The organism is Pandoraea terrigena (assembly GCF_902459705.1).
Lineage (GTDB): Bacteria > Pseudomonadota > Gammaproteobacteria > Burkholderiales > Burkholderiaceae > Pandoraea > Pandoraea terrigena.
This window is the reverse complement of the sequence record NZ_CABPRU010000003.1, coordinates 425380-442014: the sequence shown is the minus strand read 5'-3', so window position 1 is coordinate 442014 and position 16635 is coordinate 425380. Positions and strand designations below refer to the sequence as shown.

Here is a 16635-nt window from a genome sequence, read left to right as displayed (position 1 = left end):
TAAGCGAACCTTGATTGCTTGCGCACGAGCGCATGTTTAAGCTTCGCGTATTCAAAGTGTCACGCCATGCGGCGTCAAGATCTACGAGGAGGAAACATGAGGTTGTTGAGCTTCGAGCACGGAGGCAGAGTTAGCTGGGGTGTCATTGGTGAGCGCGGGGGCATCATAGACCTAGGTGCTCTGACGGGGCGGCGCTTTCCGACGCTGCGATCGGCGCTAGAAGCGAATGCCTTCAACGAACTCACTGCTCTGGCGTCTGCGCGCAATGCTGATCTGCCGGTCGACGATATCCGCTTCTTGCCGGTCATCCCGGAGCCACAGAAGATCTTCTGCGTCGGCCTTAACTATGAAGCACACCGCGTGGAAGCCAATAGGCCGAAAACGGGCCATCCGGCAATCTTCGTGCGCACAGCGACTTCTCAGGTCGGCCACAATGAAAACCTTGTGGTGCCAACTGAATCGCCTTCGCTGGACTACGAAGGGGAACTCGCAATCGTAATTGGCAAGGCAGGGCGGCGCATCAACGAGTCCGACGCCTGGTCGCACATTGCTGGCTATGCGGCATACAACGACGGCTCGGTTCGCGAATGGCAGCAACACACGACACAATGGACGAGCGGGAAAAATTTTGATGCTACCGGCGCTTTTGGACCGTGGCTCGTGACACGAGATGAGATCGAGGATGGCGCAGAGTTGAGCCTTGTCACCCGACTAAACGGCGTTGAAATGCAACGTGCGACGACGCACATGATGATCTTTGATATTCCTTCGCTGATCTCGTACGCGTCAGCTTTTGCCACCTTGGTGCCGGGGGACGTTATCCTGACGGGCACGCCCGGCGGTGTTGGCTTCAAGCGCCAACCGCCGGTATTCATGCGGCCGGGAGATCTCGTCGAAGTTGAGATCGAACGAGTTGGTACACTCAAGAACCGCGTCGTCGCAGAGAGTATCAATCCGACGAAGGTGGTCTGATTCGTTCGGACAGTCTTCTGAGATTTTTAAGTGGAACATCCGAGGCTGTCATGCTGCCAATTTGATCACAGGCCGCATCGCGAAGTATGCCTCGCGGCGTCCGATCCGACAGGCTCGAATGGGGCTGTTTCCGGTTGTACAACTCGATATATCGCTGATGGCGCACCGGGCGTAGTTGACCGACTCTTACGCTTGCAGGCAGACCGCTGCGTACTTGATGCTGCGCGATATCCGTTCGACGAACACGTTGTCGCGCCAGCTGCCCCTGCCATCCCGACAACTGGATTCATCGGCCCGGCACGGCGCCGGCAAACGCGTTCACCGTGAACTGGCTCGATCTTGCGATACCAGCGCGTCGCGCCTGCTGCGAGACCGGCAATGCGTACGATCGATCGTTCTCTTGCGCTCAGCAATCGAGCTTTGCTGAGCGCGCCGCTTAGAAATTGCTCTACATCTTGGTCGCAGTTGCTTCGGTCATGGGACGTTGATTCCGTTGTCGTCTCATGACTTCGGCACACTAAAATTCTGACAGGCCCGTGAGTCTCGCCAAACGCGATTGGCTGTTAGCTGCGATTTCACAGCTTTCTCCGGCTGAGCAAGAAACTCTCGTCGAAGCAGTCGACATTATTCGACGCCTCGGGGATCTGTAGGCTATGGACACGTTCTTGCCTCAGTCACAAAGGCCGTCACATTTTGGTTTCCGCTTTGTAATTGCGGGTCTTTATCTGACGAGTGCAATCGCTCAGCCCATGATGGGACGATTTGCTGATCCGTTTGGTCAGCACCGTATCTATCTGATTTCTCTCGCTCTTGTAGCCATTGCCGGGATCATCGGTGCGCTCGCACCTTCGCTCGCGATATTGGTGGCCTCTCGCGTTTTGCCTGGCGTGGGAACGTCCGGCGCGTACCCATCTGCCATGCGTATCTTTCGGTCCCAGAGAGATCGGCACGCGATGGCATCACCTCGGTTGGCGATGGGAGCGCTGTCTTTCGCTGCCATTGCAACCACTGCTTTCGGACCCATGTTGGGAGGTCTTATAACGGGAACGTTTGGTTGGCGCGGGATTTCACAATCAATGTGCCGCTGGCGATCCTAACCGCTTTTCTGGTAGTGCTATGGGTACCCAAAGATGCGCCACGTATCGCAAGTTTTTCGCGCCTCGTTCAAGAGCTCGATCTGTCAGGCGTCCTGCTATTCAGCATAGCGTTGATATTGCCGATGAGCTTCTTAATGAACCTTGCCGCACGAACTACAAGCCTTAGATGTCCATTTGTCATCGGCGCAGTCGGCGCATTCGTAGGATGCGTTTGCCTGATCTTTGTTCACGGCGAAAGCGGCATTCATGCTCTGACAATTGTGATGATTTCTGTTACCGCGTCCTTGCCGATCTTTACGCTGCTCGATCGAACGCTTCCACAGGGCCACGGAAATAATCCGTCTCTCCTCTCGAACGTAACTAAGGAGTCTCCCGTGCCTCTCTCTCAATTGGACAAATGCCCGGCGCTTGTCGTGATCGATCTGCAAAAGGGGATTGTCAGCCTTCCACTCGCGCATCCGCCCGGTGATGTTACGGGCACGGCCGCTCGGCTTGCGGATGCTTTTCGCGAGCGCAGCTTCCCGGTCGGATCTGGACATGGTTTCGCATCAGCACAGCATGGAGAAAATATTCCCGCGCCCTGGTGAACCCGCAAGCACCGACGAGGTCTTGTCGTCGTTATGTGTGGGCATGACCTCCTGATCGGATAGAACGAGACCATTGTGTTACTGCTGTACACAGCGGAAGGCATGTGAACGACCGGTAGACCGTTGGCGCGATTACCCGTGCAATGTCAGTTGCCGCGATAACCGAGCGCTTCCGATACGCGTGTGGCGGCGCCAACGACGTCGGAGGCGAGCGACACCACACGTTCGGCTCCGAGTCTATCGCTGGTTCCGTTAAGAACGACCGATGCGATCGGTCTGCCGTCTGCATTCCAGACCGGAGCAGCCAGACTGTTGGTCCCGCTACGGAATTCGCCGATCGATGTCGCATAGCCGTCGGCGCGCACCTTCGCCAGGCGCTGCCGCATTTCCGAAGCCACTTCATCGGTCATCCACTGTGGGTCCGCGCTCTGCGATTCGGCGATCGCCTGTTCCCACATCGATTCGTTGTGGAACGCGAGGATCGCGCGGCCCGCCGCCGTGCGCAGCGCGGGCAACCGCATGCCGATCATGCAGAACACGCGATTCGCGTCATTATTTTCGATCTTGTCAACATAGATGATGTCGAGCCCGTCGCCCATGCAAAGAAACACTGTTTCGCCGCACTGTTCGTGCAGGCGGCGCAACTGTGAGGCCGCCGCGAGCCGCACGCGATCGCGCGACAATGTCTTGTAGCCGAACTCCCACATCCGCAGCGTGGGACCATAGCGGCCAGTGACCGGATCTTTCTGGGCGTAGCCGAGTTCGACCAGCGTGCTCAGCACGCGCTGGACGTTGCTCTTGGTCAGATTGATCTGGCGGCTCAGTTCGGTGACGCCGCGCGGCTGCTCGCTTTCGGCGAGCCGTTCCAGTACAGTCAGTCCTTTGAGAATCGTTGTGTCCATAGATCCAGATGCGATGTGAGACGAGGCCGCCGGCGAAACGCAACGCGCCGGCCTCGCGTCTTTCCGTCGCCACGGCGGCGGCGAAAAGAACGTGCCGCCAATATTGGCGGCCGCGTTGAAATTATAGTCAATCCCTCATGCGGCTGCCCGCCGCAATATGACGCTCCGTCATCACTTAGTCGAAAGTCGGCGAAAACAGCAGTCCGCCTTTCGACCATAGCGTGTTCTGTCCAGGCGGCAATTTGTACGGGCTCTTGTCGCCGAGATTACGCGCATAGATCTCGCTGTAATTGCCCATCTGCTTGATCACGTTGTACGCCCAGGCGTCCGGCAAACCGAGTCCCTCGCCGACACCTGGCGTCACGCCGAGCAGATACTTCACTTCGGCCGAACTGTTTCTGTCGACGCGCTTCGCGTCGACGTTCTCCCGCGTGATGCCGAGACGCTGCGCTTCGATCAACGCGCCGAAGGTCCAGTTAATCACATCGAGGAACGCGTCGTCGCCTTGCCGCACCGCGATGCTTATCGGTTCCATCGACACGATATCCGGCAGGATCATCTGTTCCGGCGTCTTCAGCTCGCCGGCGCGCAGCACTGCGAGACCCGGACCCGCCGCCGATAGCGCGTCGCAACGGTGATTCTTATACGCGGACACGACGTCGGTGAAGTTCTCGAAGGTCAGCATCTTGTACTTCACGTTCAGCGAGCGCAGGTAGTTCACGAGCTGCTTGTCGCCGGTCGATCCCGCGACCGCGCAGATCGTCGCACCGTCGAGTTCCTTCGCCGATTTGATTTTTAGCGACGCGGGTACCATCAGCCGTACGCCGGCGAACAGATACGGATTGCTGAACTGCAGGCCGAGCTTCGTGTCGCGGCTGCGTGTCCAACTGGTGAACATCGCGATCAGATCGATGGAGCCAGATTGCAGCGCCGGAAAGCGATCCGCCCAGCTCACCGCTGAGAAGCTCACTTTTGGATTCGGCCCGAGGATCGCGGTCGCGATCGACTTGCAGATGTCGACGTCGAGGCCGTGCCAGCTGCCGTTGCTGCCGACTTCGAAGAAGCCCAGATAGGGCGAGGTTGGCACCGGACAAATCAGGTTGCCGCGCGTCTTAATGCGATCGAGCGTTGGTGAATTCGGCCCGGCGGCATAGGCGGACGACGGCGCGAATGCGGCGAGCGCGAATGCCGCGCCGGCGATTGACAGTGCCTGTTTGAGCATCGTTTTCATGGCGTGTATTCCCGTAGCAAGTGAACGGCGCCGACGCGCCGGCAGAGCAAAGAAGGACGCGGATCAGGCAGCTGCCGACACGTCGCAAGTGTAGTTCAACGCGAGGCGGCCGCCTTCCACATAGACGATTTGGCCGGTCATGTAAGACGCGTCGTCGCTGGCGAGGAACGCCGCCACTGACGCGATTTCCGACACTTCGCCCGGACGGCCGAGCGGCGTGCGCGACAGGATTCGGTGGCGCGATTCCTCGGTGGCGAGCACGCGTGCCTTCGACATTTCGGTAAGGATCGTGCCCGGTCCGATGGCGTTTGCGCGGATACCGTACTTCGCAAGCGAAATCGCGATCACCTTGGTCAGTTGGTTCAGCCCCCCCTTCGACGTCACATACGCGGTCTGATTCGGCAGCGCGACCTGCCCGTTGATTGACGACATATTTACGATCGCCCCCGGTGCATTACGCGCGACGAGCTCGCGCGAGAAGCGTTGCGACGCCGAGAACGCCGACGTCAGATTGATGCGCAGAACGCGCTCGAAGTCTTCCAGCTTGTAGTCGAGAAAATCGGCCGGGCTCGTCACGGCCGCGTTGTTGACCAGCACGTCGAGCTTGCCGGCCTGTTTCAGCGCGCTATCGAACAGGCGAGTGATGTCGTCCTGACTGGACATATCGGCCTTGATGCCGATGCCGCCGATCGCTTTCATCGCGTCGAACACCGAGTCCTGCAGATCTGCGCCGACGACAAGCGCGCCTTCCTGCGCAAGCCGTTCCGCGCACGCGAGACCGATCCCCTGAGCTGCGCCGGTAACGAGCGCAACCTTGTCCTTGAAGCGTTCCATTGAAAAATCCTTGAGACAAATTGCCGGCTCTACTGCACCGGATGTAGATCATTATACAAAGTTATGTTCCAAATATCAGGACGATGTGTCGGTATTTACCCTCAGTAGGAATTTTTTATTCTGTGTCCTATTATTCGATCCAATCGACTGTATATCGAAACGAGGCAGTCCAACAGCACGGCATCACGTCGTGCAACTGCCCGACAGAAGGAGAGCGTTGTGATTCGACTGGCTGTAGACATAGGTGGTACGTTCACCGACGTCGTCCTTGACGTGTCCGGTACGCGCCACACGGCGAAGGTGCTGACCACGCCGGGCGACCCCGAGCAGGGTTTTCTCGAAGGCGCGCAAATCGCGCTGACAAGGGCCGGCATCACCGCCGCCGACGTTGGAGCGATCGTGCACGGCACGACGCTCGCGACCAACGCGATTATCGAGCGCAAGGGCGCGAAAGTCGGTCTTCTGACGACCGAAGGCTTCCGTGATTCGCTGGAGATCGCTTACGAACATCGGTTCGAGCAATCAGACCTCTATATGGTACGTCCGGAGCCGCTGGTACCGCGCGAGCATCGCTGGGGCGTCGAAGGGCGTCTGGCCGCCGACGGCAGCGAACTCGTCGCCTTCGATGAAGCTGCGCTCGAACTCGTCGCGCAACAGATGAAGGATGCTGGCATCGAAGCGGTCGCGGTGTGCTTCCTGCACAGCTACGCGAACGATAGTCACGAACGTCGCGCCGGTGCCGCGCTTGCCCGCCTTCTGCAGGGCATTCCGATCTCGCTGTCGTGTGAGGTCAGCCCAGAAATCCGCGAGTACGACCGCGTCTCGACGACCGTCGCGAACGCCTACGTGCGTCCGCAGATGCAGGGTTATCTGCAACGGCTGGAAACGCAACTCGTCGAACGCGGCTTTGACTGCGGTCTGCTGATGATTACATCGAGCGGTTCGATGACGACGCTGCAGACCGCCTGCGAATTCCCGATCCGCCTCGTCGAATCGGGGCCGGCGGGCGGCGCGGTGCTGGCCAGCAATCTCGCGCAGGAACTCGGCGAAACGAGCGTCGTGTCGTTCGACATGGGCGGCACGACCGCGAAAATCTGTCTCGTCGACGATTACCGCGCGTTGCAATCGCGCACATTTGAAGTCGCCCGTGCATATCGCTTTCTGAAAGGCAGCGGTTATCCGCTGCGCATTCCGGTGATCGAGATGGTCGAGATCGGCGCGGGTGGTGGCTCGCTCGCGGGCCTCGACGAATTGCGGCGTATCACGGTCGGCCCGGAGAGCGCCTCGTCGGTGCCAGGCCCGGCCTGTTATGGGCGCGGCGGCAAGCGTCCCGCGGTCACTGACGCCGATCTGATGCTCGGCCGGCTTGACCCCCAACGCTTCGCAGGCGGTCAAATCCGCCTGTCGACCGATGCGTCGGCTAGCGCATTACACGCGGTGATCGGCGAACCGCTCGGCATCGACGAACGCGCGGCGGCTGCCGGCATCAGCGAGATCGTCGATGAAAACATGGCAAACGCAGCGCGCGTGCATGCAATCGAGTGGGGCAAGAATCTACAGGAGCGCACAATGATCGCGTTCGGCGGCGCCGCACCTCTGCACGCCGCGCGTCTGGCCGACAAGTGTGGGATTCGCAAGGTGGTGATTCCGACCGGCGCGGGCGTTGGGTCGGCGATCGGCTTCCTGCAGGCGCCAATCGGCTATCACGTGACGCGCTCGCGCTATGTGAATCTCGACGAATTCGACCCGCAAGCGGTCAACGAGCTGTTCGCCTCGATGAGCGACGAAGCCGCCGCCGCGATCCGCAAGGCGAGCGCGAAGGGCGCGATCGAGGAAATGCGCGTGGCCTACATGCGGTATCGCGGGCAGGGCCATGAAATCGATGTCGCGTTGCCGTCGCGTCCGTTGACCGCTGACGACAAGGCGTTGATGGAGCGCCTCTTCGCCGAGCGCTACGAAGCACTGTTCGGCCGGACGATTCCGATACTTGGCGTCGAGGTGATGACATGGAGTCTCGCCGCGAACATTCCGGTGCCCGCGCCGCAAACGCAACCGCCGACCCGACGTGGCGCCAAAGCGCAGCCATCGTCACGCCGCGCGATCTTCGATCCCGAACTAATGAAAGCGCTCGAGCACGGCATATACATTCGAAGCGAGCTCACGCCTGGCGCGGTCGTCGAAGGTCCGGCAGTGATCGTCGAAGACGAAACCTCGACACTCGTCGGACGCAATTTCGACGCGTTGATCCTGCAATCCGGTTACATCGAGCTTGAAAGGAAGAATTGATATGAAGTCCGATTTGATCCAACTCCAAGTGACATGGAGCCGTCTGCTCGCGATCGTCGAAGAACAGGCGCAAACGCTCATTCGCACTTCGTTCAGCGTGACCACGCGCGAAGGCGGGGATGTGTCGGCAGGTGTGTTCGACGCCGAAGGGCGGATGCTCGCGCAAGCGGTGACCGGCACACCTGGTCACATCAACTCGATGGCGATGGCGGTGCCGCACTTCATCAAGCGTTTTCCGCCGGCGCAGATGAAGGAAGGCGACGTTTTTCTCACCAACGATCCGTGGCAGGGCACCGGCCATCTGCACGACTTCACGTTCGTCACGCCGACCTTTTTGGACGGCAAGGTGGTTGCGTTCTTCGCATGCACGTCACACGTGGTAGACATCGGCGGTGTCGGATTTTCGCCGGAAGGGCGCACGGTCTATCACGAAGGTCTGCGCGTGCCGATCATGCGTTTTGCCGACGAAGGCCGGACTAATGAGTGGCTTGTCGAAATTGTGCGCAATAACGTGCGCGAAGCGACGCAGGTTATCGGCGACATGTACGCGCTCGCCGCGTGCAATGACAACGCAGTGAAATCGATGACTGCGTTGATGCGGGAGTACGAAATCGACTCGCTCGATGCGGTGCGCGACTATATCTTTGAGAACACGCGCCACGCGATGCTCGACGCGTTCGCGCCGTTGCCGAAGAAGCAGGCAAGCAACGCCATGCGCACCGACGGTTACGACAAGCCGGTCGACCTGACCTGCACGGTGACGATCGAGGACGAGCGCATCGTCGTCGATTTCGACGGCAGCTCGCCGGTGTCGGACTTCGGCATCAACTGTCCGTTGTGCTATACGGCTGCGTATGCGTCATTCGCGGTCAAATGTGTTGTCGCACCAAAGGTGCCGAACAACTCGGCGTCGCTCGACATGATCGTTGTGACCGCGCCGGAGAACACCATCGTCAATGCTCCGTTCCCCTCGGCCGTTGCGGTGCGAAGCGTGGTCGGCCATCTGGTGCCTGATGTTGTGTTTGGCGCGATGCACGAACTGCTGCCGGGCCGCGCACCCGCCGAAGGCGCGGGTTCGCTGTGGGGCGTCAAGGCAGGCGCGGGCATGGGCCTCACGCCGATGGTAGGCAATGGTGTCAAGCAGACGAACTTCATGATGATGAGCCTGCACAGCGGGGGCATGGGCGCGCGTTCGAACTGCGACGGCTTGTCGGCGACGCCGTTTCCGAGCGGTGTGAAGAATATTCCCGTCGAAGTGACCGAGGCGATCACACCGCTCGTGATCTGGAAAAAGGAACTCCGTCAGGATTCGGGCGGCGTCGGGAAATTCCGTGGTGGCCTGGGCCAGACCATGGTCGTCGGCAGCCGTGAAGACGCGCCGTTTGCCATTCTCGCCACCTTCGATCGCATTCATAACGCGCCGCGCGGACGCTCGGGCGGCAGCGACGGCGCGAACGGCATCTTGCGCCTGGAATCGGGCGAGCTCCTCAAACCGAAAGGACGTCAGGTGATCCCGGCCGGCGCGCGCGTCGTGCTGGACATGCCGGGCGGCGGCGGCTTCGGCAACCCGGAAGAGCGGCCGCTTGAATTGATCGAAGCGGATCTGCAACGCTATCTGATCAGTTGGGAAGCGGCGGTCGCCGCGTACGGCGTCTCTCGTGACGCGAACGGCAAGCTTGTGCGCGCCGCCTGACTCTCAAAGGAACCTGAACGCCATGCGTCTTTGCCAATACGACACGCCGGACTCACCGCACATTCACGTCGGTGTGCATCTTAAGGGTGGGTTGATCGTCGATGTTGCGACGTTGATTGATCGACCCTTGAAATCGATGGTCGAATTCATCGAGCTTACCAACACCGGCGACATCGATCTCCATGTGCTGCGCGCGAAGCTGGAAAAGCTCGACGAAAAGGAAGCGCTGAAACTGGGCGCACTCACGCTCGACGAACTGCATTTCCGCGCCCCCGTTACCGAACCGCCGAAGTTCTTCGCGATTGCGATCAACGGACGCGCGAACTGGGAACGTTCAATCAAGCCGGAGAATCCGCGCGCGCAATACTTCATCAAGCTGCGCACCTGCATCACCGGTCCGTTCGATCCGATCGAGCTGCCCGACATCGGCTGTGTCGGCCCGGAGGTGGAACTTGCGCTGATCATCGGTAAAGGCGGCAAGCACATCGCTGCCGCTGACGCGCCCGGGCACATTTTCGGCTACACAGTGCACAACGATCTGACCGCGCATTATCTGCGCGCGACGTCCGAATGGATCCGTTTGCGCCGCAAGGACGGCAGCGAGGAGCAACTGACCTATCCTGGCCGCTGGAAGAATTTTGATACGTTTTCTCCGATGGGGCCGTTTCTCGTCACGCCCGACGAAGTGCCCGACCCGCACCGGCTCGCAATGGACGCGCATCTGAACGGCGAACTCGTGCAGCAGGGACATTCGTCCGATTTCGTGTACCGGATTCCGGAACTGATCGAGTATCTGTCGGCCGCGCACACGCTCGAAGCGGGCGACATCGTATCGGTCGGCACGGTGCCCGCAGTCGAGCCGTGGAAGATGGCGACCATCGATCTACGCAAGTACGGCGGCACGATTGACGTATCGATCGAAGGTGTCGGGCGTTTGAGCAATCCGATTCGCGCGGTTTAACGGGAAAGGTACAGTGAACATGTCGAACGCATTTGCACGTTCCGCCGCGCTGTCGCGCATCAGTCCGTCCGCGACGATCGCGATCACGCAGAAAGCGCGTGATCTGCGCGCGGCGGGACGCAAGGACATCCTGTCGCTGTCGATCGGCGAGCCGGACTTCGATACGCCTGGGCACGTGTGCGAAGCAGCGTGCGCGGCGATCGCCGCAGGCAGCACACGCTATCCGCCGGTGTCAGGCGTGCCGGTGCTGAAGGAGGCGGTCGCCGCGAAGTTCGCGCGCGATAACGGCCTGCATTACGCGGTGAATCAGATTGTCGTGAGCGCGGGCGCGAAACAAGTGATCGCCAATGCGATGATCGCGACGCTAAATGCTGGCGACGAAGTGCTGATTCCCGCGCCATACTGGGTGTCGTATCCGCAGCTCACGCAGTTATGCGGCGCGACGCCGGTGTTCGTGTCGACGTCGGCCGCTGACGGCTTTCTGCCGCAACCCGAAGCGCTCGATGCCGCGATCACGCCAAAAACGCGCTGGCTGATCCTGAACTCGCCAAACAATCCGTCGGGTGCGGTGCTCGATCGCGCGTCGATCGCCGCGCTCGGCGAGGTGCTACGCCGCCATCCGCACGTCTGGATCCTCACCGACGACATCTATGAGCATCTGATCTACACCGACGATCCGTACAGGACGCTGGCGCAGGTCTGCCCAGACCTCGCCGATCGCACGCTGACGGTCAACGGCGTGTCGAAGGCCTACGCGATGACTGGTTGGCGTGTTGGTTTCGCGGGCGGTCCCGCGCCACTGATCAAGGCGATGGAACTCGTGCAAAGCCAACTGACCGGCGGCGCTTCGTCGATCGCGCAGTTCGCGGCGGCCGCGGCGCTGAACGGACCGCAAGATTTCGTCTCCGAATCTCGCGCGTCGTTCCGTACGCGGCGCGACAAGGTGATCGACGCATTGCGGGCGATTCCGGGAATCGAATGCGCGACACCCGACGGCGCGTTCTATGCATTTCCGTCGTGCACCGAATTCTTGGGGCGCTCGACGGCGAATGGCACTGTCCTGCACACTGACGAGCACTTCGTACGCGAACTCCTGGAAACAGCGGGCGTCGCGGTGGTGCACGGATCGGCGTTCGGCAGTCCCGGCCAGTTCCGCGTGTCGTACGCCGCGTCCCAGGACGTGCTCGACGAAGCGTGCCGCCGCCTTCAACAGTTCTGCTCCAGCCTCCGATGACACCGCCTTCCGATTCAATCCGCGAGGCTGCTTCGTACGATGTTTCGCCCGGCGTTTCTTCGGACACATCGGGCGACGCGATGGCGCTGCATCCGTACTGGGCCGATGCGCGTCCGCACGACGCGACCTTCGATGCGCACGCGTCGTTGCCGCAGAAGTGCGATGTCGTGATCGTCGGCGCGGGGCTGACAGGCGTCGAAGCAGCGCGCGTGCTAGCGGACGCGGGCCGCGACGTGCTCGCGCTCGATGCGGGCCGTCCCGGCGGCGGCGCGAGTACGCGCAACGGCGGTCAGATCGGGCGCAATTTCAAGCACGCATTCGGTGAACTGTGCGACACGCTCGGCGAAGCGACGGCGATCGGCTATTTCGGCGAACTGCGCGCGGCCTACGATGCGCTCGCGGGGCTCGGCGCGCAAGCGGGCGACGCGATCGGCTGGCGCAAATGCAGCCGCGTGATTGGTGCGATGAGCGACGCGCATCTCGTACGCCTCACACGCGAATATGTGCGGCGAGCGCGGCTGCTCGGCGAAGAAATCGACGTACTCGATCGTACGCGCATTGCCGATGAACTCGGCTCACCGCTCTATCTCGGCGGCGTGCGCGTGATCGAGAATGGCGCGATTCATCCGGGCCTGTACATGGAGTTCATGTTGCAACGTGCGATTTCGGCGGGCGCGCGCATCGTCGGGCATACGCCCGTGACGCGAATGGAACGCACGCGTGATGGCTTCGTGGTGCACACGGCGCGCAGCGTGATCGCGTGCCGCGATGTCTTGATCGCGACAAACGGTTACACGGGAGATGCGCTTCCATGGTTCAAACAGCGACTCGCGCCGATCAACTCGTACATGATCGCGACTGAACCACTTGACGACGCGACGTGGCGTGACGTGCTTCCGCAACGCCGCACATATCACGATAATCGCCGCCGCTCGCACTTCATGACGTTTTCGCCCGATGGCGCGCGTTTGCTGTTCGGAGGCCGCACCGGCAGCGACCCTTCGATGTCGCGACGCACGCTCGCCGCACTCGCAGACGACTTGCGCTTCATCTTTCCAAAGCTCGCCGATGTGCGTATCACGCATGGATGGGCGGGCCGTTGTGCCGGCACACGCGATCTGTTCCCGCACGTCGGCGTGAGTCCGCAAGGCATGCACTACGCGCTCGGCTACTGTTTTTCCGGCAACGCGATGGGACCGTATCTCGCGCGCAAGGCGGCAGCGCGCATTCTTGATCGGCCCGACGAAGCGCAAACGCTGTTCGACAACGCGAGCTTTCCGGCATTGCCATTACTCGCACGCAATCGCTGGACGATGCCTGCGTTGCTCAACTACTACGCGTGGGCCGACCGGCCGAAAGGACTGGCTCGCGCGATCTAGCGTGAACTCTGTTTTGAGAGGTATTGCAATGAACGGCAACACCACATACCGGAAAAACCACATCGCCAGTTGGACGTTTCAGATCGGTGTCGTGGCCGTGCTGGTCGCGTTGATTGGCTGGTCGATGGCGACAGCGTGGCAGCGGATGCACGCGCAAGGCATCGCGTACGGCTTTGGCGTGCTCGATCGCGCGACCGGCTGGCAGATCAGCTCGCCCTTCCTCGATCAGACCCCCGACGATCCATACTGGTGGACGCTCGTCGTCGCGTTCGTCAATACGCTCGGCGCGAGCGTGATGAGCATCATGTTCGCGTGCATGCTCGGCGTGGTAATTGGCATCGGACTGCTCGCACCAAATCGCGTCGTCGCGCAGATGTTCCGCGCGTACGTCGAGATATTCCGCAACGTACCGCTCGTGTTGCAGGCACTGTTTTGGTACGCGACGCTGACGACCTTGCCGGCACCGAGGGCGAATCCACCGGCCTTTTTCGATGCCGCGTTCATGAGCAATCAAGGGTTGTTCCTTCCGTCGGTGAAGGTCGGATCGGCGGGGCTTGGCTGGGCGTGGACGGTCGCGCTGGTCGCGTTGGGCGCATGCGCTCTCTGGCGACGCGCGGCGACTCGGCGGCGCGTGGCGAACCTCGCGCTGGCAATCGTTGCCATCGCGCTGATCGCGTTGTCGGTCGTGTTGCTGCGAAGCGGACCGGTTGTCGTCGACTTGCCGCGTATGACCGGATTCAGCTTTCGCGGCGGCTGGAACGTGCCGCTCGAACTGATCGCGCTGGTGCTTGCCACCGTGCTGTTTTCCGCCGCCTACATTGGTGAAATCGTGCGCGGCGGCTTGTTGTCGGTACCGCGCGGTTTGATCGAGGCGGCCCAGGCGCTCGGGGTGCCGGCGTACGCGGCGTTCGCCAGCGTGCGCTTTCCGATCGCGCTGCGCTCGATGGTGCCCGCCCTCGGGAACATCTTCCTGTTCATCGTGAAGGCCACGGCGATCGGCAGTGCAATCGGTTATGCCGACGTGTACTCGGTGTCCGTGGTCAGCATCAGTCAGACCGGCCAGGCCGTCGAATTCCTGATCGCGATGATGGTCGTCTACTTCGCACTGAATTATTCACTGACGCTCGTGATGAACGTATTGAACCGCGCGATCGCCTTCAAGGGGAACCGTTGATGAACAAGGTCGATCCGCTTCCGCTGTCGGGCGACGCCATGCATCGGACGCCTTCGTCCGTCGGCGAAGGTCCGCCGCGACAGAAACGCGCGCTGCCCGGTCCAGGCGACTGGATACTGTCGACGCTCAGCACGCTGGTCCTCGCGTTCGTGCTGTGGCGCGTGCTGTCGTGGGCCGTCGTGAACGGCGTGTTCGGCACGACGCCGCAAAGCTGTAGCGACGCAACTGGCGCATGCTGGTCGGTGATTCGCGCCCGCTGGCGCATCATCCTGTTCGGCCTGTATCCGATGGAGGAGCAGTGGCGTTCGGCGATCGCGTCCGTCATCGCCGTCTGCACGCTCGCACTGGCGTGCATGCCGCGCATGTGGAGCGCCGCGCGCATGGTACCGGTATGGCTCGGCGGCTACCTGCTGTTCCTGTTGTTTATTCACGGCGGCGTGTTCGGTCTCGACGTCGTGACGTCGTCACGTTGGGGCGGCCTCACGCTTACGCTCCTTATTTACATCACGGTCATCGCATTCGGTTTGCCCGTTGCGATCGGTCTCGCGCTGTTGCGCCAGAGCCGCTATCCGGTGTTCCGTCATCTGACGGCCTTTATCGTCGACGTGACTCGCTCGCTGCCGCTGCTGACGATCCTGTTTTCCGCGACGGTCATCATTCCGTTGATGCTGCCGCACGTGCTTCAGGGCGACAAACTCGTACGCTCGCTGGTCGGTTTCACGTTCTTCTTCGCGTGCTACCAGTCGGAGATCGTGCGCGGCGGCTTGCAGGCAGTAGGTCGTGGACAGGTCGAGGCTTCGCAGGCGCTGGGCATGAGCTATTGGCACACGACCTCGTTGATCACGCTGCCGCAGGCGTTCCGCATTGCGATGCCGGCGACGATCAACCAGTTCGTCATCACCTTCAAGGAAACGTCGCTGGTGATCATCGTCGGGCTCTTCGATCTGATGGCCTCGGCGCAGGCGGCCTATCACAGCGGCGAGTGGAGTGCGTATCACACGGAAGTCTATGTGTTCGTTGCACTGATTTACTTCATCGGATCGTTCAGCCTGTCGAAGTACGGCAAGTACGTCGAGAAGCGTTTTCAAACATTACGCTAAGCGCGGAGTCCCCATGTCCCATCCGATAACGATGCCTCCGGTCAGACCGGACGGCATGACCGCAGCCGTCCAGATGCGCGGCGTCAACAAGTGGTACGGCCGTTTCCACGTTCTGCAGGATGTCGATCTGACTGTTCAAAGCGGCGAACGTATCGTCATTTGCGGGCCTTCGGGTTCTGGCAAGTCGACAATGATCCGTTGCATCAACGCGCTCGAAGAACATCAGCAAGGCACGATCGTCGTCAATGGCGTCGAACTGTCGGGCGCGACGAAGAGCATCGAGAAAGTCCGCCGGGAGGTCGGCATGGTGTTCCAGAGCTTCAATCTTTTTCCGCACATGACGGTGCTCGAAAACTGCATGCTTGCACCCGTGCGCACCCGCCGTCTCACGAAGGACCAGGCGCGCGATCGTGCGATGCATTATCTCGAGCGCGTGAAGATTCCGAGTCAGGCCGACAAGTATCCGGGGCAGCTCTCGGGCGGCCAGCAGCAGCGTGTCGCCATCGCGCGGGCGCTGTGCATGAATCCGAAAGTGATGCTCTTCGATGAACCGACGTCGGCACTCGATCCGGAGATGATCAAAGAAGTGCTCGACACGATGGTCACGCTCGCTGAAGAGGGAATGACGATGCTGTGCGTCACCCACGAGATGAGCTTCGCGCGCCGCGTCGCGGACCGGATCATCTTCATGGACGCCGGCGCGATCGTCGAGGATCAACCGCCCGAATCCTTCTTCTCGAATCCGCTTCACGAACGTACCCGGGATTTTCTCGGGCAACTAATGCATTGAACCTTTAACGCAAAAGGAATTTCACCATGAGCGACATTCAACGCTTTGACTTCCGCAAACGCATTCACATGAGCGTCGTGCACGGCGGCACCGTTTATCTGACCGGACAGGTCGGCACGGCGAACAAGCCCGCCGCGGAGCAGATGCAGGAGATTTTGGCAAAGGTCGAAGCGCTGCTTGCGCAGGCCGGCAGCAGCAAGTCGCGCATTCTGAACGCGACATTGATTCTTGCCGACGTTGCCGATTACGGCGCGGTCAACGAAGTGTGGGACGCATGGGTCGACAAGGAAAACGCGCCGTCGCGCTCGACCTTGCAGGCGCAACTCGCGTCGAAGGGGCTGTTCGTCGAACTGATCGTGATTGCGGCAGCATGATCGGGCGAGGGACCCGTTTCC

15 protein-coding genes are annotated in these 16635 nt (G+C 60.9%); 12 read left to right on the top strand and 3 right to left on the bottom strand.

Annotated features, from left to right (window positions below; genetic code table 11):
• The first annotated feature begins 96 nt into the window (after nt 1-96).
• The 3 genes from PTE31013_RS09645 (at nt 97) to PTE31013_RS24770 (ending at nt 2656) form a co-directional block, all read left to right on the top strand.
• The gene (locus PTE31013_RS09645) at nt 97-972 is read left to right on the top strand and encodes a fumarylacetoacetate hydrolase family protein (RefSeq protein WP_150612576.1); all 876 of its coding nucleotides are present in this window, start codon (nt 97-99) and stop codon (nt 970-972) included.
• Between the two features lie 653 nt (nt 973-1625).
• Nucleotides 1626-2069, top strand: coding sequence for an MFS transporter (locus tag PTE31013_RS25345; protein ID WP_150612575.1), 444 nt, complete (start codon nt 1626-1628; stop codon nt 2067-2069).
• Entirely contained in the window at nt 2027-2656 is a 630-nt protein-coding gene (locus PTE31013_RS24770; RefSeq protein WP_174978501.1) for a cysteine hydrolase family protein, read from the top strand. Before PTE31013_RS25345 ends, PTE31013_RS24770 begins: the two co-directional genes overlap by 43 nt.
• 146 nt (nt 2657-2802) lie before the next feature.
• On the opposite strand, the gene PTE31013_RS09630 is transcribed toward PTE31013_RS24770, so the two are convergent.
• The 3 genes from PTE31013_RS09630 to PTE31013_RS09620 all read right to left on the bottom strand — a co-directional run bounded on the left by PTE31013_RS09630 (nt 2803) and on the right by PTE31013_RS09620 (nt 5623).
• On the bottom strand, nt 2803-3558 hold the full coding sequence (locus PTE31013_RS09630; protein WP_150612574.1) for an IclR family transcriptional regulator: 756 nt from the start codon (nt 3556-3558) through the stop codon (nt 2803-2805).
• Between the two features lie 175 nt (nt 3559-3733).
• Nucleotides 3734-4789, bottom strand: a complete 1056-nt coding sequence (locus PTE31013_RS09625) for a transporter substrate-binding domain-containing protein (RefSeq protein WP_150612573.1) — start codon at nt 4787-4789, stop codon at nt 3734-3736.
• A 63-nt stretch (nt 4790-4852) separates the two neighbouring features.
• The gene (locus PTE31013_RS09620) at nt 4853-5623 is read right to left on the bottom strand and encodes an SDR family NAD(P)-dependent oxidoreductase (RefSeq protein WP_150612572.1); all 771 of its coding nucleotides are present in this window, start codon (nt 5621-5623) and stop codon (nt 4853-4855) included.
• A gap of 219 nt (nt 5624-5842) precedes the next feature.
• Between PTE31013_RS09620 and PTE31013_RS09615 the strand changes: the two genes are divergently transcribed.
• The 9 genes from PTE31013_RS09615 to PTE31013_RS09575 all read left to right on the top strand — a co-directional run bounded on the left by PTE31013_RS09615 (nt 5843) and on the right by PTE31013_RS09575 (nt 16614).
• Entirely contained in the window at nt 5843-7909 is a 2067-nt protein-coding gene (locus PTE31013_RS09615; RefSeq protein ID WP_150612571.1) for a hydantoinase/oxoprolinase family protein, read from the top strand.
• 1 nt (nt 7910) lies between these two features.
• Entirely contained in the window at nt 7911-9602 is a 1692-nt protein-coding gene (locus PTE31013_RS09610; RefSeq protein ID WP_150612570.1) for a hydantoinase B/oxoprolinase family protein, read from the top strand.
• Between the two features lie 22 nt (nt 9603-9624).
• Nucleotides 9625-10563, top strand: a complete 939-nt coding sequence (locus PTE31013_RS09605; RefSeq protein ID WP_150612569.1) for a fumarylacetoacetate hydrolase family protein — start codon at nt 9625-9627, stop codon at nt 10561-10563.
• A gap of 19 nt (nt 10564-10582) precedes the next feature.
• The gene (locus tag PTE31013_RS09600) at nt 10583-11797 is read left to right on the top strand and encodes a pyridoxal phosphate-dependent aminotransferase (protein ID WP_150612568.1); all 1215 of its coding nucleotides are present in this window, start codon (nt 10583-10585) and stop codon (nt 11795-11797) included.
• Between the two features lie 80 nt (nt 11798-11877).
• Entirely contained in the window at nt 11878-13176 is a 1299-nt protein-coding gene (locus PTE31013_RS09595; protein ID WP_174978500.1) for an NAD(P)/FAD-dependent oxidoreductase, read from the top strand.
• Between the two features lie 28 nt (nt 13177-13204).
• A complete protein-coding gene (locus tag PTE31013_RS09590; RefSeq protein ID WP_150612566.1) occupies nt 13205-14350 on the top strand; it encodes an ABC transporter permease subunit in 1146 nt (381 codons plus the stop codon).
• Nucleotides 14350-15450: an amino acid ABC transporter permease gene (locus PTE31013_RS09585; RefSeq protein ID WP_150612565.1), complete on the top strand. Its 1101-nt coding sequence runs from the start codon at nt 14350-14352 to the stop codon at nt 15448-15450. Before PTE31013_RS09590 ends, PTE31013_RS09585 begins: the two co-directional genes overlap by 1 nt.
• 55 nt (nt 15451-15505) lie before the next feature.
• Nucleotides 15506-16240 (top strand): amino acid ABC transporter ATP-binding protein, encoded by a 735-nt coding sequence (locus PTE31013_RS09580; RefSeq protein ID WP_150612696.1) that lies wholly within the window; start codon nt 15506-15508, stop codon nt 16238-16240.
• A 26-nt stretch (nt 16241-16266) separates the two neighbouring features.
• Complete coding sequence (locus PTE31013_RS09575; protein ID WP_150612564.1) at nt 16267-16614, top strand: RidA family protein; 348 nt, start codon at nt 16267-16269, stop codon at nt 16612-16614.
• Nucleotides 16615-16635: the final 21 nt, after the last annotated feature.

Excerpts from the sequence above, each read along its gene's own strand:
- PTE31013_RS09645 (WP_150612576.1), top strand. The coding sequence starts at position 97 with ATGAGGTTGTTGAGCTTCGAGCACGGAGGCAGAGTTAGCTGGGGTGTC.
- PTE31013_RS25345 (WP_150612575.1), top strand. The coding sequence starts at position 1,626 with ATGGACACGTTCTTGCCTCAGTCACAAAGGCCGTCACATTTTGGTTTC.
- PTE31013_RS09630 (WP_150612574.1), bottom strand. The coding sequence starts at position 3,558 with ATGGACACAACGATTCTCAAAGGACTGACTGTACTGGAACGGCTCGCC.
- PTE31013_RS09625 (WP_150612573.1), bottom strand. The coding sequence starts at position 4,789 with ATGAAAACGATGCTCAAACAGGCACTGTCAATCGCCGGCGCGGCATTC.
- PTE31013_RS09620 (WP_150612572.1), bottom strand. The coding sequence starts at position 5,623 with ATGGAACGCTTCAAGGACAAGGTTGCGCTCGTTACCGGCGCAGCTCAG.
- PTE31013_RS09610 (WP_150612570.1), top strand. The coding sequence starts at position 7,911 with ATGAAGTCCGATTTGATCCAACTCCAAGTGACATGGAGCCGTCTGCTC.
- PTE31013_RS09605 (WP_150612569.1), top strand. The coding sequence starts at position 9,625 with ATGCGTCTTTGCCAATACGACACGCCGGACTCACCGCACATTCACGTC.
- PTE31013_RS09600 (WP_150612568.1), top strand. The coding sequence starts at position 10,583 with ATGTCGAACGCATTTGCACGTTCCGCCGCGCTGTCGCGCATCAGTCCG.
- PTE31013_RS09595 (WP_174978500.1), top strand. The coding sequence starts at position 11,878 with ATGGCGCTGCATCCGTACTGGGCCGATGCGCGTCCGCACGACGCGACC.
- PTE31013_RS09590 (WP_150612566.1), top strand. The coding sequence starts at position 13,205 with ATGAACGGCAACACCACATACCGGAAAAACCACATCGCCAGTTGGACG.
- PTE31013_RS09585 (WP_150612565.1), top strand. The coding sequence starts at position 14,350 with ATGAACAAGGTCGATCCGCTTCCGCTGTCGGGCGACGCCATGCATCGG.
- PTE31013_RS09580 (WP_150612696.1), top strand. The coding sequence starts at position 15,506 with ATGACCGCAGCCGTCCAGATGCGCGGCGTCAACAAGTGGTACGGCCGT.
- PTE31013_RS09575 (WP_150612564.1), top strand. The coding sequence starts at position 16,267 with ATGAGCGACATTCAACGCTTTGACTTCCGCAAACGCATTCACATGAGC.